Origin of the sequence: Lelliottia sp. F153 (genome assembly GCF_002870005.1) — a bacterium.
Classification (GTDB): domain Bacteria; phylum Pseudomonadota; class Gammaproteobacteria; order Enterobacterales; family Enterobacteriaceae; genus Enterobacter; species Enterobacter nimipressuralis.
Window position 1 is genome coordinate 52467 of record NZ_PKFT01000008.1, and the last position, 24483, is coordinate 76949.

Below are 24483 nucleotides of genomic sequence, written 5' to 3' on the forward strand. Positions count from 1 at the left end.
TCGGGGTTGTGATGACGACGAACACTCATTTCAGAGGTGATGCATTGAAAAAGGTTTGGCTTAACCGTTATCCCGCAGATGTTCCTGCGGAGATCAATCCTGACCGTTATCAATCCCTGGTTGAATTATTTGAGCACTCGGTCGCGCGCTACGCGGATCAGCCTGCGTTTGTGAACATGGGCGAAGTGATGACCTTCCGCAAACTGGAAGAGCGCAGCCGGGCCTTTGCCGCCTATTTGCAGGAAGGCCTGGGCCTGAAGAAAGGGGACCGCGTCGCACTGATGATGCCAAACCTGCTCCAGTATCCAGTGGCACTGTTCGGTATTTTGCGGGCGGGGATGATCGTGGTTAACGTCAACCCGCTCTATACTCCGCGCGAGCTGGAGCACCAGTTGAATGACAGCGGCGCGGCGGCGATTGTGATTGTCTCCAACTTTGCCCATACGCTGGAAAAAGTGGTCGATAAAACTCAGGTCCGCCACGTGATCCTGACCCGCATGGGCGATCAGCTTTCCACCGCCAAAGGGACGCTGGTTAACTTTGTCGTCAAATACGTGAAGCGTCTGGTGCCGAAATACCATCTGCCGGATGCCATCTCCTTCCGCCGTGCGCTGCAGAGCGGCTATCGCATGCAGTATGTGAAGCCGGAAGTGGTCTCAGACGATCTGGCTTTCCTGCAGTACACCGGGGGTACCACCGGCGTTGCGAAAGGGGCGATGCTGACCCACCGCAACATGCTGGCGAACCTTGAGCAGGTGAATGCGACCTACGGCCCGCTGCTGCACCGAGGCAAAGAGCTGGTGGTCACGGCGCTGCCGCTGTATCACATTTTTGCTCTGACCATGAACTGCCTGCTGTTTATCGAGCTGGGCGGACAGAATTTACTGATTACCAACCCGCGTGATATTCCGGGGCTGGTGAAAGAGCTGGCGAAATATCCATTCACCGCCATGACCGGGGTGAACACGCTGTTTAACGCACTGCTCAACAACAAAGAGTTCCAGCAGCTCGACTTCTCCACGCTGCACCTCTCTGCGGGCGGCGGCATGCCGGTTCAGCAGGCGGTGGCCGACCGCTGGGTGAAACTCACCGGGCAGTATCTGCTCGAGGGTTACGGCCTCACAGAGTGCGCGCCGCTGGTCAGCGTTAACCCGCATGATATCGATTATCACAGCGGCAGCATTGGTCTGCCGGTGCCGTCAACGGAGGCCAAACTGGTCGACGACGCAGGCAACGAAGTGCCTCACGGTGAGCCGGGCGAACTGTGCGTCAAAGGCCCGCAGGTGATGCTCGGCTACTGGCAGCGCCCGGATGCGACGGATGAAATCATCAAAGACGGCTGGCTCTACACGGGCGACATCGCGGTGATGGACGACGAAGGTTTCCTGCGCATTGTCGATCGTAAAAAAGACATGATTCTGGTCTCTGGTTTTAACGTCTATCCTAACGAGATCGAAGACGTGGTGATGCAGCACGAGGGGGTGCAGGAAGTGGCTGCCGTCGGCGTGCCGTCCGGCAGCAGCGGCGAAGCGGTGAAGATATTCGTGGTCAAAAAAGACCCCTCGCTGAACGAAGATGAACTGATCGCGTTCTGTCGTCGTCAGCTCACCGGTTACAAAGTGCCGAAGCTGGTGGAGTTCCGCACGGAGCTGCCAAAATCGAACGTCGGGAAGATATTACGACGAGAATTACGTGACGAAGCGCGTTCCAAAGTGGACAATAAAGCCTAAGCTTCGAGTGAGTCGCCACCACACGCCGGTTAGCCGGCGTTTTTTATGGGCGCAAACCAGAGAGAAACCGTTTTGAATTACCAGATGATCACAACCAACGACGAGCTGGCAACGCTGTGCAACGTCACCCGCGACTTTCCCGCCATTGCTCTGGATACCGAGTTTGTTCGCACGCGAACCTACTATCCCCAGTTGGGTTTGATCCAAATGTACGATGGCAAAAAGGTCTCGCTGATTGACCCGCTGGGTATCACGGACTGGGCGCCAATGCGTGAACTTCTGCTCGATACCGCCGTGACCAAATATCTGCATGCGGGTAGTGAAGATCTGGAGGTATTCCTCAATACCTTTGGCGTGATGCCGGAACCCCTGATTGATACGCAAATTCTCGCCGCTTTCTCCGGCCGTCCGCTCTCCTGGGGCTTTGCCGCGATGGTCGAAGAGTATACCGGCATTGCGCTGGATAAGAGCGAGTCGCGCACCGACTGGCTGGCGCGTCCACTGACTGAACGTCAACTGGACTACGCCGCTGCCGATGTCTTTTACCTGCTGCCGATTTGCGGCCAGCTAATGAAAGAGGCTGAAGACGCTGGCTGGCTGGATGCAGCGCTCAACGAATGCCGTATGACACAGCAGCGCCGTCAGGAAGTGGTCGACCCGAAAGACGCCTGGCGCGATATCACCAATGCCTGGCAGCTGCGTACCCGTCAGCTTGCCTGCCTGCAGCTGCTGGCCGACTGGCGTCTGCGCAAAGCGCGCGAGCGCGATCTGGCGGTCAATTTTGTCGTACGCGAAGAGCATCTGTGGGCGGTTGCGCGCTATATGCCGGGCAGCATGGGCGAACTGGACAGTATCGGATTATCGGGCAGTGAAATTCGCTTCCACGGTAAAACGTTGCTGGCTCTGGTCGCTAAAGCCCATCAGTTGCCGGACGATGAACTGCCGGAGCCACTGTTGAACCTGATGGATATGCCAGGCTATCGCAAAGCGTTCAAAGAGATCAAAGCACTGGTGCTGGAAGTGGGAACGGAAAACAAGATAAGCCCAGAGCTGCTGGCGTCACGCCGTCAGATCAATCAGCTGCTGAACTGGCACTGGAAGTTAAAACCACAAAATGGCCTGCCGGAACTGATTGCGGGCTGGCGCGGGGAGTTGATGGGCGAACGTCTGAAAACCCTGCTGGCAGACTATCCGCAGTAATAAAATTGCCGGGTAAGCGAAGCGCTACCCGGCATTGATACGTTCATAATGCTATGGACGTGACTCTTCCGCTTCCGGCAGTGTCACGTTCAGCTCCAGAATCGAAATATCCCCATCCTTCTGCTCCAGCTGCACGGTGACCATCTCCGGGTCGATCTGCACATACTTACAAATCACTTCCAGGATGTCTTTGCGCAGCTGCGGCAAATAGTGTGGTTCAGCATCGCTGCGGCGACGTTCCGCAACGATAATTTGCAGTCGCTCTTTCGCGATGTTGGCGGTGCTTTTTTTCCGCGAGAGAAAAAAGTCCAGTAATGCCATAACTTATCCTCCGAACAGGCGTTTGAGGAAACCTTTCTTCTCTTCTTCAATGAAGCGGAAAGGACGTTCTTCTCCCAGCAGACGGTCAACGGTATCAGCGTAGGCTTTACCCGCGTCTGCCATCGTATCGAGGATCACCGGCTCGCCCTGGTTAGAGGCGCGCAGCACGGACTGATCTTCCGGAATGACGCCAACCAGTTTGATGCGCAGGATCTCCAGCACGTCTTCCATGCTCAGCATGTCACCCTTATTAACGCGACCCGGATTGTAACGGGTCAGCAGCAGGTGCTCTTTAATCGGGTCCTGACCATTTTCCGCGCGACGAGATTTAGACGCCAGAATGCCCAGAATACGGTCAGAGTCACGTACAGAGGAGACTTCCGGGTTGGTGGTGATAATGGCTTCGTCAGCGAAGTACAGCGCCATCAGCGCGCCCGTTTCGATACCGGCAGGGGAGTCGCAGACCACAAAGTCGAACTCCATCTTTTTCAGTTCGTCGAGCACTTTCTCCACGCCTTCGCGGGTCAGCGCATCTTTGTCGCGCGTCTGAGAAGCAGGAAGAATAAAGAGGTTTTCCGTGCGCTTATCTTTAATCAGCGCCTGGTTAAGGGTGGCATCGCCCTGAATGACGTTAACAAAGTCATACACAACGCGACGCTCACAGCCCATGATCAGGTCGAGGTTACGCAGGCCGATATCGAAATCGATAACAACTGTCTTCTTTCCCTTCTGGGCCAAACCAGTAGCGATGGCCGCGCTGGAGGTGGTCTTGCCAACGCCTCCTTTACCCGAAGTCACAACAATAATGCGTGCCATAGAAATTCCTTGTTAAAAAGGGATCAATTCAACGGTTGAACAGTCAAAGCGTTCTCTGCGAGTCGCAGGCGTGCCGCTTTGCCATAAAATTCGGCTGGGATCTTGTCACTCAGCCAATATTCACCTGCGATGGAAACCAGTTCCGCCGTCAGATGGGTACAAAATATTTGTGCTTCCCGATCGCCACTGGCACCGGCCAGCGCGCGTCCTCTCATCATACCGTAGACGTGAATATTGCCATCGGCAATCAGCTCAGCGCCAGCGCTGACGTGGCTTGTCACAATCAGATCACAGTTTGGTGCATAAATGCGCTGACCGGAACGAACCGGCACATCAATCATTCGCGTTTTTGTGATAGGGGTAACAGTTTGCGCGGGCGGTGGAGGCGTCGGAGCGGCTTTCGCCGGAGAACGGACGGTTTTTTCTTTGCCTTCAGTCAGAAGGGGCAGACCGGCACGCTCGATTTCATCTTTAAGACGGGCATCTTTGCAGCCGCTAATGCCAACAATACGCAGCCCGGTCGAGGCGACCGCCTGCTGAAGATGCTGCCAGTTCACAGGCGCGTCGAGACCGCTGACATTCACCACCACTGGGGCGTGTTTCAGAAAAGCGGGTGCCTGCGCGATTTTGTCTTCTAACGCCTGACGAATAACCTCGGGTTTTGCATCATGCAAATGAACCACTGATAAGGTGAAGCTACTGCCTTTAAGCTCGATGGGCGTGTTTGACATCCTGGCCTTACTCAATTTGCTGTTAATCGCAGCACATTCGTTGCGATATTCCGAAGAGTATCAGGCATGTTATAGTCACTGGTATATTGAGGCAAGCAACCACCGATAATTCAGAGTAAAAACATGTTTTGTGTGATCTACAGAAGTACTAAACGCGACCAGACCTACCTTTATGTCGAGAAAAAAGACGATTTTTCCCGCGTACCGGAAGAATTAATGAAAGGCTTCGGTACTCCGCAGCTGGCGATGCTATTGCCGCTGGACGGTCGTAAAAAACTGGTGAATGCCGATCTGGATAAAGTGAAAACCGCCCTGAAAGAACAAGGCTATTATTTACAGCTTCCGCCACCTCCTGAGAATTTATTAAAACAGCATCTCGCAGGTGACGGAAAAAAATAACCCCGGCCAACTCCGTGGGTGACATATCAACCGTGTAGGGGACGAGCATGTATCAACATCACAACTGGCAAGGCGCATTACTGGATTACCCTGTAAGCAAAGTGGTCTGCGTAGGCAGCAATTATGCGAAGCACATTCAGGAAATGGGCAGTGCCGTGCCAGAAGAGCCTGTGTTGTTTATCAAGCCGGAAACCGCTATTTGCGATATTCGCCAGCCGCTGGCGCTACCGCAGGGGCTGGGTTCGGTACACCATGAAGTCGAACTGGCGGTGCTGATTGGCGGCACGCTGCGTCAGGCATCTGAGGATCACGTGCAGAAAGCCATCGCAGGCTACGGAGTTGCGCTGGATCTGACGCTGCGCGATGTGCAGGGCAAAATGAAAAAAGCCGGCCAGCCGTGGGAAAAAGCCAAAGGCTTTGATAATTCCTGCCCGATCTCCGGTTTTATTCCGGCCGCCGAATTCCACGCCGATCCGCAAAATACCCCGTTGAGCCTGAAAGTGAACGGCGAAATTCGCCAGCAGGGGAATACGTCTGAAATGATCCATAAGATCCTGCCGCTTATCGCCTACATGAGCCGCTACTTCACCCTCAAGCCGGGCGATGTGATCCTCACCGGTACGCCAGAAGGCGTTGGGCCGCTGCTGAGCGGTGACGAACTGGAAATCGGTTTTAACGGACAATCCGTTAAGACGCGCGTGCTGTAAAATGCCCTTGCCGCTGTTAATCGGCGGCAAAACTTGCATCCACGTGCCAGACTGGTTATAAGGTGCGCTTTCTTTTGACGTGTGGACATCCTTATGAGCGAAACCCCTTTCTGGCAAAGCAAGACTCTCGACGAAATGACCGACGTGGAGTGGGAATCGCTGTGCGACGGCTGCGGGCAGTGCTGCCTGCATAAGCTGATGGACGAAGACACGGACGAAATCTACTTCACCAACGTCGCCTGCAAGCAGCTGAACATCAAAACCTGCCAGTGCCGCAACTACGAGCGCCGTTTCGAGTACGAGCCGGACTGCATCAAGCTGACCCGCGACAATCTTCCGACCTTTGAATGGCTGCCTCACACCTGCGCCTATCGCCTGCTGGCGGAAGGAAAAGGGCTGCCGGACTGGCATCCGCTGCTGACCGGCTCAAAAGCGGCGATGCACGGCGAGCGCATTTCGGTGCGACATATCGCGGTGAAAGAATCCGAAGTGCAGGACTGGGAAGACCATATTCTCAACCATCCCAAACACGCATAAAAAAACCCGCCGAGGCGGGTTTTTTGTTGGGTGCTGTTTGTGCTTATCGACCGAACAAATCGCGTTTTTTCGGTTTGAACGGCTGGGCAATCAGTACCAGCAGCGCCACCACGAAGTAGGCGACGAAAATACCGACCAGCCACTGCGGCATCTCCAGCGTCAGGAATTCCCACTGACGAACAGAGCAATCACCGGAGGCCACAAACACCTGCGGCAGCCACTTGTCCAGCGGCAGCCAGCCTGGGAAGCGGGCGGCAAAATCACAGGTCTGGAACGGGGAGGGATGCAGCTGCATCATGGTGTGCTGCCACGCCAGCTCAATGCCTTTCCAGGCACTGTACAACCAGAGGGCAATCCCGGCATAACGCAGCGGGGATTTTGGCGCAATCGCACCCACCAGCCCTGCACCCATAATACCGAACAGCGCACAACGTTCGTAAATACACAGCACACAGGGTTTCAGCAACATCACATGCTGGAACCAGAGCGCTACCATTTCCAGCGCAAAGGCGGTCAGGGCCATCAATAACCACGCTCCGCGACCGCGAGAGCATTGGTTCAAAAATCGCAACATAATCATTTCCCTGGAACAGGCTTAGAAAGCGCAGTGTAAACCAAAACGATTTTAGCGCCAGATGCTCCTGGCAAAATAAAACGTAATTGGATGTTTATAATGCAGAAAGTCAAACCGGGCAGCGAACCACCCGAATTCAGGGACTTAATGCGCGGCCAGTATACCTATTTGCAACAACCATTGCGTATAAGGAATGAGGGTAAATTTGACGCACAGCAAGCCGACAACGGTTAATACCAGCGTATACGGCAGCGCCATCCACACCATCCGACCGTAGGACAAACGAATCAGGGGAGCCAGCGCCGAGGTCAGCAGGAACAGAAACGCCGCCTGTCCGTTTGGCGTCGCCACTGACGGCAAATTGGTGCCGGTATTAATCGCCACGGCCAGCAGCTCAAACTGGTTAATATTAATGGCCCCATGTTCAAGCGCCGCTTTGGCCTCATTGATATACACCGATCCAACAAACACGTTATCGGAAATAGAAGAGAGCAGGCCGTTAAACAGATAAAAGAGCGACAGCTGCGAGTCGGGTGACGCCTGCAGGACAAAGTCAATAATCGGTGAGAACAGTTGCTGATCGATAATCACCGCCACAATGGCAAAAAAGACCGCCAGCAGGGCAGTAAACGGCAGCGCTTCGGTAAACGCCTTGCCGATCGCATGTTCGTCGGTCACACCGGTAAACGACGTCGCCAGAATAATCACCGACAGGCCAATAAGCCCCACTTCCGCCAGGTGGAATGCCAGCGCGACGATAAGCCACACGCCGATGATACCCTGGGCGATCAGCGCCAGTTTTTCCTGACGGGTGCGCTGGCTGCGGCTTTTCAGATCAAATTCATGCAGCACATCGCGAACCGGGCCGGGCAACTGGGCGCCATAGCCGAAGCTTTTGGTTTTCTCGAGCAACACACAGGTCAGCAGCCCACAGACAAAGACCGGGACGCTCACCGGCGCCACGCGCAGGAAGAACTCGGTAAAGTTCCAGCCTGCGGCTTTCGCAATAATGAGGTTTTGCGGCTCGCCGACCATCGTCATTACGCCGCCGAGCGCCGTGCCGACGCCCGCGTGCATCATCAGGCTGCGCAGGAACGCACGAAACTGTTCCAGAACGTCGCGCTTCGGCACGTCAATCTGGCTGTCATCCTGCAAATCACTCTCGGTTTTCGTTGAGGCCACGCGATGATAAATGCCGTAAAAACCGACGGCGACGCTTATCACCACCGCAACGACCGTCAGCGCATCGAGGAATGCGGAGAGAAACGCGGCGGCCAGACAGAAGGAGAGGGAAAGCACCGTTTTGGAGCTAATACTCAGCAGCAGCCGCGTGAAGATAAACAGCAGCAGTTGCTTCATAAAGTAGATCCCGGCCACCATAAACATCAGCAGCAGGAGCACTTCCAGGTTAGAGGCCAGCTCGTCTTTCACGCGCTCTGCGCTGGTCATGCCGATAAACACCGCTTCAATCGCCAGCAGCCCGCCGGGGAGCAGGGGGTAGCATTTCAGCGCCATCGCCAGGGCAAAGATAAACTCGGCCACCAGCAGCCAGCCGGCCACAAACGGCGAGAAGATAAACACCACCGGGTTAGCGATCAGAAAAATGAGCAGCGTCAGCTTGTACCAGTCGGGTGACTGACCTAAAAAATTGCGCCACAGGGCGCGTCCGTAAGACATTTCCACCAGAGAGTTCCTTCCTCGCCAAAGTTAAGCAAAACATTATTATACGCACAATTTGCATGAATAACGGCTGTCGACCAGGATGCTGTATTTGATAAAAATGAAACGGTGATCCCTTTTTTCCCGCGTCGCTGCGCTATCTGCCACTGTCAGCCTCTGGTATGATGAGTGAATTAGTTAAAGCTGTGTAATGGAAATCTCACTATGGTCATAAAGGCGCAAAGCCCGGCGGGTTTCGCTGAAGAGTACATCATTGAAAGCATCTGGAATAACCGTTTCGCTCCTGGAACGATTCTTCCCGCTGAACGTGAATTGTCTGAACTGATTGGCGTAACACGTACCACTTTACGCGAAGTTCTTCAGCGTCTGGCGCGTGATGGCTGGTTGACGATTCAGCACGGCAAACCGACCAAAGTGAATAACTTCTGGGAAACGTCGGGTCTGAACATTCTTGAAACGCTCGCCCGTCTCGATCACGAGAGCGTTCCACAGCTGATCGATAATTTGCTGTCGGTGCGCACCAACATTTCTACCATCTTTATCCGTACCGCCTTCCGTCAGCATCCTGAAAAGGCGCTGGAAGTGCTGGCGACGGCGACGGCGGTTGACGATCACGCGGATGCGTTTGCGACCCTCGATTACAACATCTTCCGTGGCCTGGCGTTTGCGTCGGGAAATCCGATTTATGGATTGATCCTTAACGGCATGAAAGGGCTGTACACCCGCATTGGTCGCCACTATTTCGCCAATCCGGAAGCGCGCAGCCTGGCGCTCGGTTTCTACCACAAGTTAAGCCAGCTTTGCACCGAAGGCCAGCACGATCAGGTCTATGAAACGGTGCGTCGTTACGGCCATGACAGCGGCGAGATCTGGCACCGGATGCAGAAAAATCTGCCGGGCGATTTAGCGATTCACGGTCATTAAAAGAAAAAGCCTCTCGACTGAGAGGCTTTTTTTTGCCCGCTTAAAGGGCCTGAAGCTGAGTCATACGAAAGCCGGGGAAGATGCGTCGCCACCCGGCAATGCGATTACAGCGTGTTTCCCCGCGCCGGGCAGCGCTCCAGCAGTTCCACGCTCCCGTCCTCGTTTTGCTGCTCCATCAACACGTCAAAGCCCCACAGGCGATGCACATGCTTGAGCACCTCTTTGCGGCCTTTATCCAGCGGCGCACGGTTGTGCGGAATATAGCGCAGCGTCAGAGAGCGATCGCCGCGTAAATCCACGTTCCACACCTGGATATTGGGTTCCAGATTGCTCAGGTTGTACTGAGAGGAGAGGCGCGAGCGGATCTCACGGTAGCCTTCCTCGTTGTGAATCGCCGATATCTCCAGATAATTATTACGATCGTCATCCAGAACGGTAAAGAAGCGGAAATCACGCATGATTTTCGGTGACATAAACTGGCTGATAAAGCTCTCGTCTTTAAAGTCGCGCATCGCGAAATGCAGCGTCTCCAGCCAGTCGGAACCGGCAATGTCCGGGAACCAGTATTTATCCTCTTCCGTCGGTGACTGACAGATGCGTTTGATATCCTGGAACATCGCAAAGCCGAGGGCATAGGGGTTAATCCCGCTGTACCACGGGCTGTTATACGGCGGCTGGAAGACCACGTTAGTGTGGCTGTGCAGAAACTCGAGCATAAAGCGCTCGGTCACTTTGCCTTCGTCATACAGGTGGTTAAGGATGGTGTAATGCCAGAACGTCGCCCAGCCTTCGTTCATCACCTGCGTCTGTTTTTGCGGATAAAAATACTGACTCACCTTACGCACAATGCGTAAGATTTCACGCTGCCACGGCTCCAGCAGCGGCGCATTTTTTTCCATAAAGTAGAGTAAGTTCTCCTGCGGCTCAGACGGATAACGCCGCGCTTCGGCGATCGTTTTCTCCTCTTCGCGTTTCGGCAGGGTACGCCACAGCATATTCACCTGGCTTTGCAGATACTCTTCGCGACTTTTCTGCCGCGCTTTCTCCTCCTGGAGGGAGATTTTTTGTGGGCGTTTGTAGCGATCCACGCCGTAATTCATCAGCGCGTGACAGGAGTCGAGCAGTTTTTCCACCTCGTCCACCCCGTAGCGCTCCTCGCATTCGGTGATGTACTTACGGGCGAAAATCAGGTAATCGACAATCGAACTGGCATCGGTCCAGCTGCGGAACAGGTAGTTATTTTTGAAGAACGAGTTGTGCCCGTAGCAGGCGTGCGCCATCACCAGCGCCTGCATGGTAATGGTGTTCTCCTCCATCAGATAGGCGATGCAGGGATTGGAGTTAATGACGATCTCATACGCCAGCCCTTGCTGGCCGTGCTTGTAGAGTCGCTCGGTCTCAATGAATTTTTTACCGAACGACCAGTGCGGATAGTTGATCGGCATCCCGACGCTCGAGTAGGCGTCCATCATCTGTTCGGAGGTAATGACTTCGATCTGGTGCGGGTAGGTGTCCAGTCGATACAGCTTCGCCACCCGGTCGATTTCGGCCAGATAGACATCCAGCAGCTCGAAGGTCCAGTCGGGTCCATCGCTGAGACGAGTGCTGTCCTTGTTCATTGAGTCAAGTGTAGCCATTAGCGCGCCCTCGTTGTTGATAGCTCTCTCTAGTCTGGAGAACCTCTTTTCAAGCATAGAACAACGCGTTGAAAAGCGTGCTGACGCAGATATTTTTTCTTTGCGATTTCCGATTTTCGATACCGGTGAAAACGGTTATCTCGCAGAATTTTCTGCTGGTTAAAAAGAACGCGCAGTAAAAGATCCTAAATAAGCGCCATCCCCGCTGGCTGGGGAAGATGTGAGTTAAGTCACCATAAAAAAGTCGTATGTTGAATAATATTTTCAACTAGGTTATCAATCTGTAATTAGAAGATTGTTCTTTTGCACATAACGGAGTGGCTATGCGTGTTGTCATACTGGGAAGTGGGGTTGTCGGCGTCACCAGCGCCTGGTATTTAAGTCAGGCGGGACACGAGGTGACGGTCATCGATCGCGAACCGGGATCGGCACTGGAGACCAGCGCGGCGAACGCCGGGCAGATCTCCCCAGGCTATGCGGCGCCGTGGGCGGCACCGGGCGTGCCGCTGAAAGCCATCAAATGGATGTTCCAGCGTCACGCGCCGCTGGCGATTAGCCTCGACGGCACGCAATTCCAGCTCAAGTGGATGTGGCAGATGCTGCGCAACTGCGACACTCGCCACTACATGGAAAACAAAGGCCGCATGGTGCGCCTGGCAGAGTACAGCCGCGACTGCCTGAAAGAACTGCGCAACACCACCGGCATCGAATACGAAGGGCGGCAGGGCGGCACATTGCAGCTGTTCCGCACCGCGCAGCAGTATGAAAACGCCACCCGCGATATCGCCGTGCTGGAAGATGCAGGCGTGCCGTATCAGCTCCTCGAAGCCAGCCAGCTGGCGCAGGTTGAACCGGCGCTGGCAGAAGTGGCACACAAACTGACGGGCGGGCTGCGCCTGCCAAATGACGAAACGGGCGACTGCCAGCTCTTTACTCAGCGTCTGGCGAAGATGTGTGAACAGGCAGGCGTGACATTCCGCTATAACACCTCGGTCGATAAGCTGCTGTCAGAAGGCGAAAAAATCTACGGCGTGAAGTGCGGCGACGAAGTGATCAAAGCCGACGCCTATGTAATGGCGTTTGGCTCCTACTCCACGGCGATGCTGAAGGGTCTGCTCGATATTCCGGTCTATCCGCTGAAAGGCTACTCCCTCACCATTCCGGTGAAAGAGGACAACGGTGCGCCTGTTTCAACTATTCTTGATGAAACCTACAAAATCGCCATCACCCGCTTTGATAACCGGATCCGCGTCGGCGGAATGGCGGAAATTGTCGGCTTTAACACGGAATTGCTGCAACCGCGCCGCGAAACGCTTGAGATGGTGGTTCGCGATCTGTTCCCGCGCGGGGGCTTTGTCGAACAGGCCACCTTCTGGACCGGGTTACGTCCTATGACGCCTGACGGCACGCCGATTGTCGGCCGTACGCCGTTCAAGAATTTATGGACTAACACCGGCCACGGCACGCTGGGCTGGACCATGGCCTGCGGTTCAGGGCAACTGCTGAGCGATTTGATCTCGGGCCGCACCCCGGCAATTCCGTTTGATGATTTAAGCGCCGCGCGCTATCAATCCGGATTTACGCCATCTCGCCCGCAGCATCTGCATGGCGCGCATAATTAACAAGGAGCTGTCATGTCCCGTCCTATTCTGGCTCAGCTGGATCTGCAGGCGTTAAAAAATAACCTGCAGATTGTCCGCCGTGCTGCGCCGGGCTCTCGCGTATGGTCGGTGGTGAAAGCCAACGGCTACGGCCACGGAATTGAGTCCATCTGGAGCGCGCTGAGCGCCACCGATGGTTTTGCGCTATTGAATCTGGAAGAGGCGATCCTGCTGCGCGAACGCGGCTGGAAAGGGCCAATTTTGCTGCTCGAAGGCTTCTTCCACGCAGACGAACTGCCGCTTTTGGACAAGTACCGACTCACCACCAGCGTTCACAGCAACTGGCAAATCAAAGCGCTGCAAAACGCAAAACTGCATGCGCCGCTGGATATCTATCTCAAGGTCAATAGCGGTATGAACCGCTTAGGTTTCCAGCCCGAGCGCGTACATACGATGTGGCAGCAGCTGCGCGCCCTGAAAAATGTCGGTGAGATGACACTGATGGCGCACTTTGCCGATGCCGAAAAACCGGACGGCATTGCCGAGGCGATGGTGCGTATCAATCAGGCGGCAGAAGGGCTGGAGTGCGCCCGTTCGCTGTCGAACTCCGCCGCCACGCTCTGGCACCCGGAAGCCCATTACGACTGGGTACGTCCAGGCATTATTCTCTACGGCGCGTCGCCGTCCGGTCAGTGGCAGGACATCGCCAACAGCGGGCTGAAACCGGTTATGTCCCTGCGCAGTGAAATCATCGGCATTCAGACGCTGAAAGCGGGCGATACGGTGGGCTATGGCAGCCGCTATCGTGCCTCAGGCGAACAGCGTATTGGTATCGTGGCGGGCGGTTATGCTGACGGTTATCCACGTCTTGCGCCAACCGGCACGCCGGTGTGGGTCGATGGCGTGCGTACCGGCACCGTTGGCACCATTTCAATGGATATGATGGCGGTGGACTTAACCCCATGCCCGCAGGCAGGCATCGGTTCGCCCGTAGAGCTGTGGGGGAATGAGGTGAAAGTCGATGACGTGGCGTCGGCAGCGGGAACGGTAGGCTATGAAATGTTAACGGCACTGGCTCCGAGAGTGCCAGTAGTGACAGTGTAACGTTAAATGTCGGGTGGCGTTGTTGCCACCCGGCAAAACATCATTCTGAACCCTCGTCCTCCATCGGACGCACGCCCACCTTGCGCACCGCGTTATCCTCTTTCTCGGCCACCGTCCAGATCATACCGGCAAACTCCACCTGGTCGCCCACGACCGGCGCGGCACCCAGCAGCTGCTGCACGATTTCACCCAGCGTCTGCTGTTTATCGCGATACTCCAGCCCCTCGTCGAGGCCGTAAATCAGGGCCACGTCGGCAAATTTGGCGTTCGCTTCCAGAATAAAATCACCGAAGAACCGCTGATCCAGCGCCACGGGCGGTGACTGGCTGAACAGCTTCCCGAGGGCAGGCAAATCGGTCTCACGACCAATGACGCAGAGAATGTCGCCCTCACGCAGGCGAGTGCTGCCCGTCGGGTGCAGCAGAGCGTTATCGCGAAACAGCGCGGCAATCCGCGTTTCCGTCGGCATATGCAGGTCGCGCAGCGACGCGCCCACGCACCATTTATCGGCGCTCAGCTGGTAGACAAACTGCTCCCACGGGTTTTCCGGATGAATATCCAGCCCCACGCGCGAAACGGGCAGGCCAACCGGTGGCACCACCACTTTGGCCTTTTTCGCCGCCCAGCCGAGGGACGTACCCTGGAACAGCAGCGACACCAGCACCACGAAGAACGCGACATTGAAGAACAGCCGTGAATTATCCAGCCCCGCCATCATCGGGAAGACCGCCAGAATAATTGGCACCGCTCCGCGCAGGCCCACCCAGCTGATAAAAATACGCTCGCGCAGGTTAAACCCACGGAACGGCAGCAGGCCGGCAAACACCGACAGCGGACGGGCGAAGAAGATCATCCACGCCGAGAGGAGCAGCGCCGGAATGGCAATCGGCAGCAGATCGGACGGCGTCACCAGCAGCCCCAGCACCAGGAACATGCCGATTTGCGCCAGCCAGGCCAGGCCGTCGAAGTTCTGCAAAATGGCGTGGCGGTTGCGAATCGGGCGATTTCCCAGCAGGAAGCCGCAGAGATAAACGGCGAGAATACCGCTGCCGTCCATCGCCGTTGTCAGGGCGAAAATCAGAATACCGCCGCTAAGCGCCAGCAAAGGGTACAGCCCGGCAGGCAGGGAGATGCGGTTAATCATCTGCTGCAACAGATAGCCGCCGGAAAGGCCGATGATAATCCCGAGGCCAAACTGCTGGAGAATATGCCAGGCAAACATCCAGCTCAGGCCGGATTCGTGCTGCTGGATCATCTCAATCAGGGTGATGGTCAGGAACACCGCCATCGGGTCGTTGCTGCCGGATTCAATCTCCAGCGTCGAGCCGACACGCTCGTTCAGCCCTTTGCCGCCGAGGAGGGAGAACACCGCCGCCGCATCCGTCGAGCCGACAATCGCGCCAATCAGCAATCCTTCCATGATATTAAGATGAAACAGCCAGGCGGCCATCATACCGGTCAGGCCGGAGGTGATCAGCACGCCGACGGTTGCCAGCGACAGGGCCGGGCCTAAGGCGACGCGAAACGAACTGGCCTGGGTGCGCATCCCGCCGTCCAGCAAAATCACTGCCAGCGCGAGGTTACTCACCATGTAGGCGAAAGGATAATTATCGAATGGAATCCCGCCGACGCCATCGATGCCCGCGAGCATGCCGATGGCCAGGAAGATAACAAGGATAGGTATGCCGAGACGCGATGAAAATGAACTTAATAAAATACTGCAGGTTACTAATACGGAACCCAGAATGAAAAGACTGATTATCGCTGCGGCATCCAATGTTGTCTTACTCCCACCTCAATGTTGTTGCTGATAATAAAACCCTATCATATTAACGACAAAAACAGCGTTTTATTGAGGTGGTTAAACCGCTTTTTTATGCCTTTAAGACAGGATGACCGCGCAGGGTTAACCGGCTGCCCGCCTGCGAGTGCCAAAGCGTCGCCTGAGCGCCCAGCGGCAGGGTGACGGTTTGCTGCTCATGGCCAAACGCCAGCCCGTCGATCACCGGAATGTCGAGGCGCGAGCGCAGGTAATCGATCATGGTTTCCAGCGTATAACCCGCATCGTAATCGTTCGGCGTTGCACCACTGAAGCTGCCTAACACAACCGCGCGCTGACGCCCGAGAATACCGGCGTGCATCAGCTGCAACAGCATGCGCTCGACGCGGAACGGATGCTCGTTGATATCCTCCAGCACCAGAATGCCGTTCTCAATTTGCGGCAGCCACGGCGTGCCGATAAGCGACACCAGCATCGCCAGATTGCCGCCCCACAGCTGGCCTTCGCACTCACACTGCGGGCCGTTGCCCTGCCACTCCACGCTGTACGTCGGATTTTTCAAGGCGCGCCAGAAATGCTCCTCGGTAAAACGGTTCAACTCCGGTGCGCCGAAGTTCCCCGCCAGCATCGGCCCGCTAAAGGTGATGACGTTATGCAGGGCCAGCAGGCCGAGCTGAATCACGGTGAAATCGCTGTGACCGCAAATCAGCAGCGGGTCCTGCTGCTGGCGTCGGGCAAGCCCGGCCCAGTCGATGGTTTCCAGCAAACGGCTCGCGCCATACCCGCCGCGCACCGCCAGAATAATCTGGTTTTCGCCTTCGAGGGTGACCAGGACGTTGATATCAGCCACTCTTTGCTGCTCAGTCCCGGCAAAACGCTGCAGACGGCGGGGGATGATCGTCTGATTATCCACCCGATGGCCGGATGCCTCTAAACGCGTTACGCCAAGCCGGGCGGCGTCCTGATTAATGCAGTAGCCGGACGGGGCAACAAGATGAAACTGAGACATGGCAAATCCTTGCTGAATGAGAAACTAAATGCCTATATCATGCCGCCTGTATGCGGTCTGCTTCAAGGGGCGGATGCGTAACCGCGATGATCGGCTATAAGGATAGATGACGTGAAATTGAGATGGTTTGCTTTTTTGATTGTATTGCTGGCGGGCTGTAGTTCAAAACAGGATTATCAAAATCCGCCGTGGAACCCGGAAGTCCCTGTCAAACGTGCCATGCAGTGGATGCCGATCAGCGAAAAGGCCGGGAAAGCGTGGGGCGTCAGTCCGCGACTGGTGACAGCCATTATTGCAGTCGAATCCGGCGGCAACCCGACGCTGGTCAGCAAATCAAATGCAGTGGGCTTAATGCAATTGAAAGCCTCCACCGCCGGGCGTGAAGTCTATCGCTACATGGGCTGGAGCGGGCAGCCGTCCACCAGCGAGCTGAAAAATCCGGAGCGTAATATCTCCATGGGTACCGCGTATCTGAGCATTCTGGAGCACGGTGTGCTGAAAGGCATCGAAGATCCCGAAGTGATGCAGTATGCGCTGGTGGTGTCGTATGTGAACGGGGCGGGGGCGCTGCTGCGAACCTTCTCGTCGGATCGCAAAAAGGCCATCAATGAGATCAACGGCATGGACAAAGACGAATTCTTTGAGCATGTGGTGAACAACCATCCGGCACCACAGGCTCCACGCTACATCTGGAAAGTTCAGAAAGCGATGGACGCCATGTAATGCCCTGGCCGGGCAGCGAGATGCTGTCCGGCGCCTTCAGAGAACCTTATTCGCGCGTTCTCGCGCTTCTCGCTCTAACGAGAAGATAATACGTTGAAGCTCCCTTTCGGCCCCAGGCCCGACATTCAGAAAGCGAAAACTGAGTCGTGGTGTGGTGATGGTCTCATTTTTGCTGTCCACCACTTTGCGTTCGCTGATAGCAATCAGCTGTGCATCGAAATAAAAACGCCCCCAGCCGCCCATATCCAGTTCGATTTGTGAAAAACGCATCCCTTCCACCAGTCCGTCCGGTCGGGGTGTGTCCATCAGCGCGCCCATCCCGCCGAGCGACAGGTCGAACAGGCGAAAGCGAATCTCTTTTTTGTCCGGCATTCTGGCCTTACAAAAATAGGAAGGATGCAGCGGGGCGTTAATCCGAAAATATTCCCGACGCTGGACAAACCACAGGCTCTCCGGCAGCGGGGTGATAAAAGCGGGCAGATTGAGATAATCACCTTGTTCCACATGAGGCAGGACAAACTCAACCTTTGCCCCTTTGGTTTCCGCCATCACAGAAAGATTTTTTGCGCGCAGTACCGCCCGGTTTTCATACTCCTGGCTACCGAGGTCGATGACCAGACGCTCCGGAGTGGCTTCCAGAATCTTACTGATAAACTGGTTCGACGCCCAGCTGATGCGCACCGGCACTTCGCCCTTGTGCAGGTCGCGTAATACCCCTAATACAGCCAGCGGATTTTGCTTCAGGAACTGCTCACTGTAATTACTCACGCCGAATGGCTCCTCGGTTGTCTGACGGACTGTCCCTGAAGTATCGGCAATGGGCGTCAGAACTTAATACAAACCGGTGATTTTTTTTCAAAAATGAGAGGGAATTAAGTCGGTGAGAAAAAACGGTTTTAGCGCGGTGACCTATACTTAAGTCACTTGCGCGAAACATTTTCAGCGCATGCATTTCATCTGCAAGAGGGCATCGCTATGGGTATTATCGCCTGGATTGTTTTTGGTCTTATCGCCGGCGTGATCGCAAAATTCATTATGCCGGGGCGTGATGGTGGCGGCTTCATTCTGACCTGCGTGCTGGGGGTTATCGGTGCGGTTGTCGGCGGCTGGCTGGCGACCATGTTTGGCGTCGGCGGCAGCGTCAGCGGATTTAACCTGCACAGCTTCCTGGTGGCGGTGGTCGGTGCCATCGTCGTCCTTGCCATTTTCAGACTGCTCAGACGCACATAAACCGCTAAAAACGCAAACGGCTCTCCCTGAGGGCCGTTTTTTTTGTCCGCATATTGCTTTGTTAATCGAAATGAGAATAATTGTCGTTCTTTATATCATCTAATAATAAGACGACACTATGAACACCTCGCGTTTTGCAGTATGTGCGTTGGCAGGCGCGGTCACACTGGCGTTGCAGACTTGCGCGTTTGCGGAAGAATCCACCATTCTCGTGACCGGATCGGAACAGGGCAGTCAGCTTCCTGAGTGGACGAACAGTGCCACCAAATCAGCCGTTGCCGAGAGTAAAACCCCACAGGTCATCAACACCATTTCCGCCACGGAGATCGAACAGCGTCACGCGAATTCGATCAACGAAATCCTGCGCTATGCGCCGGGCGTGTCGACGGAAGTGCGCGGCAATACCTCCTATATGAGTGAATATAAGATCCGTGGATTCACCGTCGAGCAGGAGTATTACAACGGTCTGCAGCTGCCCTACAATGTCACCGGGAACACCAAAGCGCGCATCGATCCGCTGCTGATCGAGAGCGTGGACATCCTTAAAGGCCCCGCCTCTGTGCTGTACGGCGGCGGCTCGCCGGGCGGGCTGGTCAATATTCAGGGCAAAAAGCCGCAAAAAACCGCGCAAACGGAAGTGGGCTTTAACACCGGGACGCGCAATCTGAAAGAGGGCTATCTCGATTCCACCGGGCAGATTGCCGACAGCGACTGGGACTATCGTCTGCTGGGCAAAGCGACGGAAGGCGACGATCAGCCGCACACCACGCGCACGGAAAACTACCTGGTGGCGCCGTCCGTGACCTGGCAGCCAGACAGCAAAACGCGTCTGACCCTTGATGCGCTCGCGCAAAACAGCCCGAGCCTGACGCCGTCCAACCCGCTTCCGCTTGCGTATCTGCGTTCCAAATATGCCGATCGCCGCGATTATGCAGGCGACGAATGGAGCGGCTTCAAACAGCGCCAGTGGATGCTGGGCTACAGCTTTGAACATCAGTTTGATAGCGGCTGGGGCTTCAGTCAGAAAGCGCGCTATTTCGACGTGGATACGCACCAGCGCAGCATTTACTCCACAGGGCCAGGCGCAAACGTGTACGAGCTAAATCGCTTTGCTTACACCACCGACGAAGACCTGCAGAGTTTCAACATGGATAACCAGGTTACCAAAACGCTGGAGCTGGGCGACTGGAAGCACCATTTGCTGGCAGGCTTCGACTACCAGAAGCTCAATTCCCACTTCCACTATCGCTATGCGGCAAATACGCCGGGTATCGATATGCGTAACCCGGACTACACGCAGGTCAACGACGGTTCGCTCGGTCTCTACACCGCGCAGAAAAATCGCCTGAGCTATCAGCAAAACGGGTACTACCTGCAGGATCAGATCGAATTCGGCGGGCTGAATCTGCTCGGCAGCCTGCGCTACGACGACTATCGCTCCGTCACCACCGACTATCTGCAAAACGGTGATAAAGCCTGGGTATCGCAGGATCGCGTCACTAAACGTCTGGGGGCGTTGTACGCCTTTGAAAACGGTATCTCGCCGTTTATCAGCTACTCCGAAGGCTTTGCGCCCGTTTCACCGCAGGGCACGCTGACCGCTAAAGACGTCAAGCCAACCACCAGTAAACAGGTGGAGGGCGGGGTGAAATACCTGCTGGAAGAGTATGCGACCACCTTTACCGCGTCGGTGTTTAACATTCGCCAGAAAAATGTGGTCACGACCGATCCGGGCTTCCTGAACTATCGTCAGACCGGTGAAGTGGAATCGAAAGGGGCGGAATTGTCTGCCGTCAGTCGTCCGACGGATAACCTGACGCTGATCGCCAATTACGCCTACACCCACGCGATCAACACGGAAGATGACAAATACCAGGGGAAACGCCCGACGCAGGTGCCGGAAAACGCCTTTAACCTGTGGGGAGATTACACTTTCGACAGCACGCCGCTGAAAGGGCTGAACCTCGGTGCAGGCGCACGCTACACCGGGCCGATGGAGATCGCGCCGACCAACGATCAGGGTAAACTGGGTGGCACGACGCAGTACGATCTGGCCGCCTCTTATCAGATGGGTGAAGTTCTGCCGTCGCTGGCAGGGCTGACCCTGAAAGCCAGCGCGCAGAACATCACCAACAAAGAGACGTTTACCTGCTACGACGCGACAAACTGCTGGATTGGTCGCGATCGCACGGTTCAGGTGGGGGCGAGCTACAGCTTCTGATTTTCCTCTGATGTCTCACCCTCTCTTGCGTGAGAGGGTGAGAGCACCAGCCGCACAATCCTACTGCGCGGCACTCTTCTGCACAGGCGCCACATCATCGTTCGCCGCAGGCTGAGTCGCTGGCAGGCTGTCACACGGTTTCTCTTTCGGACAGACTAAATCGAGCATTTTCAGCGTCACGCCGTTGGTCCAGCCGAAACCGTCCTGCAACGGATACTCACCGCCGCCCCCGCCGGTGCCGGTGGTCGACACATCATATTTCTCCACCAGCTTCTGCTCGCGGTCGTAGGTATGCTGCACGTTCGTCAGGAAGCGCCAGGTGACATCCATCGCCACTTTCTTATGACCGTAGTTTTGCAGCCCTTCGGCCGCCACCCACTGCAAGGGTGCCCAGCCGTTTGGCGCGTCCCACTGCTGGCCGCTGTTGATGGTGGTGGTAGTCACGCCACCCGGTTTCAACAGGCGTGACGCGGTGGCACTCGCCACTTTATCGGCCCGCTCGTTGGAGGCGGCGTTGACGTACAGCGGGAACAGGGCGGCGGCAGTCAGCTGATTACGTACCTTTTTACTCTTCAGATCGTAATCGGCGTACCAGCCCTCTTTGTCGTTCCACAGGTGAGTCTCGATCGCTTTTTGCCGCGCGTTGGCCAGGGTTTCATAGCGATTTGCGCGCTCGGTATCACCTGATTCCTGGCTGGCCTTGGCGAGCAATTTTTCCATTTTGAACAGCAGGGCGTTCAAATCTACCGGCACAATGCTGGTGGTACGAATAGTGCCAAGCTTTTGCGGATCGTCCATCCAGCGGGAGCTAAAGTCCCAGCCGGAGGCGGCAGCGGAGCGCAGGTCACGGTAGATTTCCGTCGCCGGACGGTTCGGGTTGTTTTTGGCGGTGGTCACGTCATCCAGCCAGGACTCCGGGCGCGGCGTGTCGCGATCGTCCCAGTAGCGGTTCAGAATCGCGCCGTCATCCAGTTTCACCACCCGCTTGTTGGCCTGACCCGGCTGCAGCGTCTCGACGCCCTCCATCCAGTAGGTGTACTCTTTTTCCATCTGCGGCAGATAGGTTTTCAGCGCCTCTTTATCGTGCGTGGCGAGCAGTTCGACCATCAGGGAGAAAAACGGCGGCTGCGAACGGCTCAGATAGTAACTACGGTTGCCGTTGGGAATATGGCCCCAGGTGTCGATCTCATAGCCGAAGTTGGCCACCATATCGCTGATTTTGTCCCAGTGATCGCTCTCGGCCAGCCCCAGCATGGTGAAATAGCTGTCCCAGTAATAGACTTCGCGGAAACGGCCACCCGGCACCACATACGGTTTCGGCAGCGGCAGCAGCGAATCCCACTTATCGGCTTTATCGGTGGTGCGCGTCAGCACCGGCCACAGGCCATCAATATGCTCGCGCAGGCTCTGTCCGGCAGGCGGAACGTATTTTTCGCCTTCAGCAGGAAGGGTAAAATTCATTTCGACGAAATGGCGCAGGTCAAATCCGCGTTGCAGATGCTGCATACGGTAATCCGCCAGAATCATCAGGGGATCGCTTTTCGGCACCGCGTCGGCGAAGGTTTTTTGATCGGGGAACAGCTTAGCGCTTTGCACATCACTGAACAGGGGACCGAGCAGAATATCCGGCGACTGTTTTTGTGTGGAAGGTAACTCATCAGCGAAGCTCAGTGCGGCGACGCTCAGCATCGCGCCCCCCAGTGCCACACGCAGCGCCAGCGGCAGGCGTGCAGGACGGCGCATTTCAGTTCTCGTCATCGGTTTTTCTCCTTTTTATTCTCGCGAGCAGCGTCGCCGCTGCCGTCAATCACCTGAAAACCTTAGACGAATATGGCCGTTTTCGCGTGTCGAATATCCCATTTTTCGCAAAACCAGACTCTTTACCCACACAGAAATAATCAGTAATAAAGCGTTAATATATATCCACTGTTTATTGTTTTTAAATTCTTAATAGGTAATGTGATTGAATAAGCCTGAATGAATTAAGGCTCTCACTAATTACAAATGTGATCGCGTGCATTATTTATTGCCGTTTTAATGAAGAAACACTTCTTAGCGATCACATAAATTAAAAAACATAATTAACGGATGAAAAAACGTAATGGAACCGTCGGTCACAATTAGGCGAAATATCGCTGTTTATTGGCCGCAGTAATTTATCAGGAAGGAATCCATGAGAATAAAGTTGATTGTGTTAGCCGTCAGCGTAATTTGCTCGGCGGGAGGATATGCTGCGCACCGCGCGCCCACTCTGGAAGAGAAACTTGCACAGCTGGAAGCACGTCTGGAAAAGGCTGAAAGCCGGGCGGAGAAGGCCGAAGCGCAAATTGAGCAATTACAGCAACAGCAGACGGTCGTCGCCAAAACAGAGCCGACCGTGACGGTGGAATCAGCCGAGCCGGTCACCGCGTCGGCGTTACCGAAACTGACGCTTTCTGGCTACGGCGATATTAAATTTTACGGCGACGTCGAATTTAACATGGATGCGGCCAGCAGGAGCGGTGCATTAACGTCGATAAAAACCAGTGCGAATAAAGACTGGGCATCGGGAAATAATGAACGCTGGGATATTAACGGGCGACTGCTGTTAGGCTTTGACGGTTATCGTCGAATGGATGACGGTAATTTTGCCGGATTCTCAGTGCAGCCGCTGGCAGATCTCACCGGCAAAATGAATCTCGATGATGCCGTATTCTTCTTCGGCAATGAGAATAACTGGAAGATCAAAGTCGGGCGTTTTGAAGCCTACGATATGTTCCCGCTCAATCAGGATACCTTTATCGAATATTCCGGGAATACGGCCAACGATCTCTACAGCGACGGCTATGGCTATATCTACATGATGAAAGAGGGCCGGGGACGTAGCGACAGCGGTGGCAACTTCCTGATGAGCAAAACCCTGGATAACTGGTATTTCGAGGTCAACACGCTGCTGGAAGACGGCAGCACGCTGTTCGTCGACAAGCAGTATCACGGCATCAATCTCGATAACGACAAAAACGTGGCCTATATCCGCCCGGTCATCGCCTGGCAGAGCGGACGCTTCTCAACGGCAGTGGCGATGGAGAGTAACCTCGTCAACAACGCCTACGGCTATCGCGATGCGTCAGGGCAGTGGGTCGATCAGTCCGATCGCACCGGTTACGGTTTCACGATGACCTGGAATGGGCAGCAAACCGATCCGCAAGACGGCGTTGTGGTGAACCTCAATACCGCTTACATGGATGCCACGGATGAAACCGATTTTACCGCGGGGACTAACGCCCTGTGGCACAACATCGAGCTGGGCTACATTTACGCCCACAACGAGGTGGATAAATTTAACTCCGCGAATGTGTACGATAACTGCGATAACGACTGCTGGATAACCGATCCAGGGGATTACGATATCCATACCCTTCACGCGTCGTATCTCATCCCGAACGTGATGAATATGAAGAACTTTAATATCTATCTCGGGGCGTACGCCTCCTGGGTGGAGGCGCATCCGAATAAGGGCGCTGATAATAACGACGATCGCTACGGCGGCCGCGTTCGCTTCAAGTACTACTTCTGACGC

The 24483-nt window shown here is 55.3% G+C and carries 22 protein-coding genes; 12 read left to right on the plus strand and 10 right to left on the minus strand.

What is annotated here, in order from left to right; all coding sequences use genetic code 11:
• Positions 1-44 precede the first annotated feature (44 nt).
• Together fadD and rnd are read left to right on the plus strand one after the other, a co-directional pair.
• Positions 45-1730: a long-chain-fatty-acid--CoA ligase FadD gene (gene fadD / locus F153LOC_RS16710; RefSeq protein WP_123427621.1), complete on the plus strand. Its 1686-nt coding sequence runs from the start codon at positions 45-47 to the stop codon at positions 1728-1730.
• Positions 1731-1802: 72 nt separating this feature from the next.
• Complete coding sequence (rnd, locus tag F153LOC_RS16715; protein WP_102104139.1) at positions 1803-2930, plus strand: ribonuclease D; 1128 nt, start codon at positions 1803-1805, stop codon at positions 2928-2930.
• A gap of 51 nt (positions 2931-2981) precedes the next feature.
• On the opposite strand, the gene minE is transcribed toward rnd, so the two are convergent.
• The 3 genes from minE to minC are packed head-to-tail and all read right to left on the minus strand — an operon-like array spanning position 2982 to position 4798.
• Positions 2982-3251, minus strand: a complete 270-nt coding sequence (minE, locus tag F153LOC_RS16720) for a cell division topological specificity factor MinE (protein WP_010432714.1) — start codon at positions 3249-3251, stop codon at positions 2982-2984.
• 3 nt (positions 3252-3254) lie between these two features.
• Positions 3255-4067 (minus strand): septum site-determining protein MinD, encoded by an 813-nt coding sequence (gene minD / locus F153LOC_RS16725; protein WP_100779834.1) that lies wholly within the window; start codon positions 4065-4067, stop codon positions 3255-3257.
• Positions 4068-4090: 23 nt separating this feature from the next.
• A complete protein-coding gene (gene minC, locus F153LOC_RS16730; protein ID WP_102103953.1) occupies positions 4091-4798 on the minus strand; it encodes a septum site-determining protein MinC in 708 nt (235 codons plus the stop codon).
• Positions 4799-4921: 123 nt separating this feature from the next.
• Between minC and F153LOC_RS16735 the strand changes: the two genes are divergently transcribed.
• From F153LOC_RS16735 to F153LOC_RS16745, 3 genes are all read left to right on the plus strand, one after another.
• A complete protein-coding gene (locus F153LOC_RS16735) occupies positions 4922-5197 on the plus strand; it encodes a YcgL domain-containing protein (protein ID WP_102103952.1) in 276 nt (91 codons plus the stop codon).
• A 47-nt stretch (positions 5198-5244) separates the two neighbouring features.
• Positions 5245-5904 (plus strand): fumarylacetoacetate hydrolase family protein, encoded by a 660-nt coding sequence (locus F153LOC_RS16740; RefSeq protein WP_102103951.1) that lies wholly within the window; start codon positions 5245-5247, stop codon positions 5902-5904.
• Positions 5905-5997: 93 nt separating this feature from the next.
• The gene (locus tag F153LOC_RS16745) at positions 5998-6441 is read left to right on the plus strand and encodes a YcgN family cysteine cluster protein (RefSeq protein WP_100779838.1); all 444 of its coding nucleotides are present in this window, start codon (positions 5998-6000) and stop codon (positions 6439-6441) included.
• A gap of 43 nt (positions 6442-6484) precedes the next feature.
• Here the strand turns inward: F153LOC_RS16745 and dsbB are convergent, their stop codons facing one another.
• Together dsbB and nhaB are read right to left on the minus strand one after the other, a co-directional pair.
• The gene (gene dsbB, locus F153LOC_RS16750) at positions 6485-7015 is read right to left on the minus strand and encodes a disulfide bond formation protein DsbB (RefSeq protein WP_100779839.1); all 531 of its coding nucleotides are present in this window, start codon (positions 7013-7015) and stop codon (positions 6485-6487) included.
• A 144-nt stretch (positions 7016-7159) separates the two neighbouring features.
• Entirely contained in the window at positions 7160-8698 is a 1539-nt protein-coding gene (gene nhaB, locus F153LOC_RS16755; protein WP_102103950.1) for a Na(+)/H(+) antiporter NhaB, read from the minus strand.
• 201 nt (positions 8699-8899) lie between these two features.
• Between nhaB and fadR the strand changes: the two genes are divergently transcribed.
• A complete protein-coding gene (gene fadR / locus F153LOC_RS16760; protein WP_100779841.1) occupies positions 8900-9619 on the plus strand; it encodes a fatty acid metabolism transcriptional regulator FadR in 720 nt (239 codons plus the stop codon).
• A gap of 104 nt (positions 9620-9723) precedes the next feature.
• Here fadR and F153LOC_RS16765 read toward each other — a convergent pair whose 3' ends face one another.
• Entirely contained in the window at positions 9724-11256 is a 1533-nt protein-coding gene (locus F153LOC_RS16765; protein WP_100779842.1) for a SpoVR family protein, read from the minus strand.
• A gap of 323 nt (positions 11257-11579) precedes the next feature.
• Between F153LOC_RS16765 and F153LOC_RS16770 the strand changes: the two genes are divergently transcribed.
• Both F153LOC_RS16770 and dadX read left to right on the plus strand, forming a co-directional pair.
• Complete coding sequence (locus F153LOC_RS16770; protein WP_102103949.1) at positions 11580-12878, plus strand: D-amino acid dehydrogenase; 1299 nt, start codon at positions 11580-11582, stop codon at positions 12876-12878.
• Positions 12879-12890: 12 nt separating this feature from the next.
• The gene (gene dadX, locus F153LOC_RS16775) at positions 12891-13961 is read left to right on the plus strand and encodes a catabolic alanine racemase DadX (RefSeq protein WP_102103948.1); all 1071 of its coding nucleotides are present in this window, start codon (positions 12891-12893) and stop codon (positions 13959-13961) included.
• A 40-nt stretch (positions 13962-14001) separates the two neighbouring features.
• On the opposite strand, the gene F153LOC_RS16780 is transcribed toward dadX, so the two are convergent.
• Both F153LOC_RS16780 and ldcA read right to left on the minus strand, forming a co-directional pair.
• Entirely contained in the window at positions 14002-15738 is a 1737-nt protein-coding gene (locus tag F153LOC_RS16780; RefSeq protein ID WP_100779845.1) for a potassium/proton antiporter, read from the minus strand.
• 97 nt (positions 15739-15835) lie between these two features.
• On the minus strand, positions 15836-16750 hold the full coding sequence (ldcA, locus tag F153LOC_RS16785) for a muramoyltetrapeptide carboxypeptidase (protein WP_102103947.1): 915 nt from the start codon (positions 16748-16750) through the stop codon (positions 15836-15838).
• A 111-nt stretch (positions 16751-16861) separates the two neighbouring features.
• Here ldcA and emtA point away from each other — a divergent pair, with 111 nt between their 5' ends.
• Positions 16862-17473 (plus strand): membrane-bound lytic murein transglycosylase EmtA, encoded by a 612-nt coding sequence (gene emtA / locus F153LOC_RS16790; RefSeq protein WP_100779847.1) that lies wholly within the window; start codon positions 16862-16864, stop codon positions 17471-17473.
• Positions 17474-17509: 36 nt separating this feature from the next.
• Here the strand turns inward: emtA and F153LOC_RS16795 are convergent, their stop codons facing one another.
• A complete protein-coding gene (locus F153LOC_RS16795) occupies positions 17510-18241 on the minus strand; it encodes a flagellar brake protein (RefSeq protein ID WP_100779848.1) in 732 nt (243 codons plus the stop codon).
• Positions 18242-18448: 207 nt separating this feature from the next.
• On the opposite strand from F153LOC_RS16795, the gene F153LOC_RS16800 reads away from it, so the two are divergent.
• Both F153LOC_RS16800 and F153LOC_RS16805 read left to right on the plus strand, forming a co-directional pair.
• On the plus strand, positions 18449-18703 hold the full coding sequence (locus tag F153LOC_RS16800) for a GlsB/YeaQ/YmgE family stress response membrane protein (protein WP_100779849.1): 255 nt from the start codon (positions 18449-18451) through the stop codon (positions 18701-18703).
• A gap of 118 nt (positions 18704-18821) precedes the next feature.
• Positions 18822-20924, plus strand: coding sequence for a TonB-dependent siderophore receptor (locus tag F153LOC_RS16805; protein ID WP_102103946.1), 2103 nt, complete (start codon positions 18822-18824; stop codon positions 20922-20924).
• A 60-nt stretch (positions 20925-20984) separates the two neighbouring features.
• On the opposite strand, the gene F153LOC_RS16810 is transcribed toward F153LOC_RS16805, so the two are convergent.
• Complete coding sequence (locus F153LOC_RS16810) at positions 20985-22682, minus strand: alpha,alpha-trehalase (RefSeq protein ID WP_102103945.1); 1698 nt, start codon at positions 22680-22682, stop codon at positions 20985-20987.
• A 415-nt stretch (positions 22683-23097) separates the two neighbouring features.
• Here F153LOC_RS16810 and F153LOC_RS16815 point away from each other — a divergent pair, with 415 nt between their 5' ends.
• The gene (locus F153LOC_RS16815) at positions 23098-24480 is read left to right on the plus strand and encodes a carbohydrate porin (protein ID WP_100779852.1); all 1383 of its coding nucleotides are present in this window, start codon (positions 23098-23100) and stop codon (positions 24478-24480) included.
• The last annotated feature ends 3 nt before the right edge of the window (positions 24481-24483 follow it).

Bases quoted from the DNA above. Each gene is read 5' to 3' on its own strand.
- F153LOC_RS16815 (WP_100779852.1), top strand. From the start codon at position 23,098: ATGAGAATAAAGTTGATTGTGTTAGCCGTCAGCGTAATTTGCTCGGCG.
- dadX (WP_102103948.1), top strand. From the start codon at position 12,891: ATGTCCCGTCCTATTCTGGCTCAGCTGGATCTGCAGGCGTTAAAAAAT.
- F153LOC_RS16805 (WP_102103946.1), top strand. From the start codon at position 18,822: ATGAACACCTCGCGTTTTGCAGTATGTGCGTTGGCAGGCGCGGTCACA.
- fadR (WP_100779841.1), top strand. From the start codon at position 8,900: ATGGTCATAAAGGCGCAAAGCCCGGCGGGTTTCGCTGAAGAGTACATC.
- F153LOC_RS16740 (WP_102103951.1), top strand. From the start codon at position 5,245: ATGTATCAACATCACAACTGGCAAGGCGCATTACTGGATTACCCTGTA.
- F153LOC_RS16765 (WP_100779842.1), bottom strand. From the start codon at position 11,256: ATGGCTACACTTGACTCAATGAACAAGGACAGCACTCGTCTCAGCGAT.
- minC (WP_102103953.1), bottom strand. From the start codon at position 4,798: ATGTCAAACACGCCCATCGAGCTTAAAGGCAGTAGCTTCACCTTATCA.
- F153LOC_RS16800 (WP_100779849.1), top strand. From the start codon at position 18,449: ATGGGTATTATCGCCTGGATTGTTTTTGGTCTTATCGCCGGCGTGATC.
- ldcA (WP_102103947.1), bottom strand. From the start codon at position 16,750: ATGTCTCAGTTTCATCTTGTTGCCCCGTCCGGCTACTGCATTAATCAG.
- F153LOC_RS16745 (WP_100779838.1), top strand. From the start codon at position 5,998: ATGAGCGAAACCCCTTTCTGGCAAAGCAAGACTCTCGACGAAATGACC.
- F153LOC_RS16770 (WP_102103949.1), top strand. From the start codon at position 11,580: ATGCGTGTTGTCATACTGGGAAGTGGGGTTGTCGGCGTCACCAGCGCC.
- dsbB (WP_100779839.1), bottom strand. From the start codon at position 7,015: ATGTTGCGATTTTTGAACCAATGCTCTCGCGGTCGCGGAGCGTGGTTA.
- F153LOC_RS16735 (WP_102103952.1), top strand. From the start codon at position 4,922: ATGTTTTGTGTGATCTACAGAAGTACTAAACGCGACCAGACCTACCTT.
- minE (WP_010432714.1), bottom strand. From the start codon at position 3,251: ATGGCATTACTGGACTTTTTTCTCTCGCGGAAAAAAAGCACCGCCAAC.
- F153LOC_RS16810 (WP_102103945.1), bottom strand. From the start codon at position 22,682: ATGACGAGAACTGAAATGCGCCGTCCTGCACGCCTGCCGCTGGCGCTG.
- minD (WP_100779834.1), bottom strand. From the start codon at position 4,067: ATGGCACGCATTATTGTTGTGACTTCGGGTAAAGGAGGCGTTGGCAAG.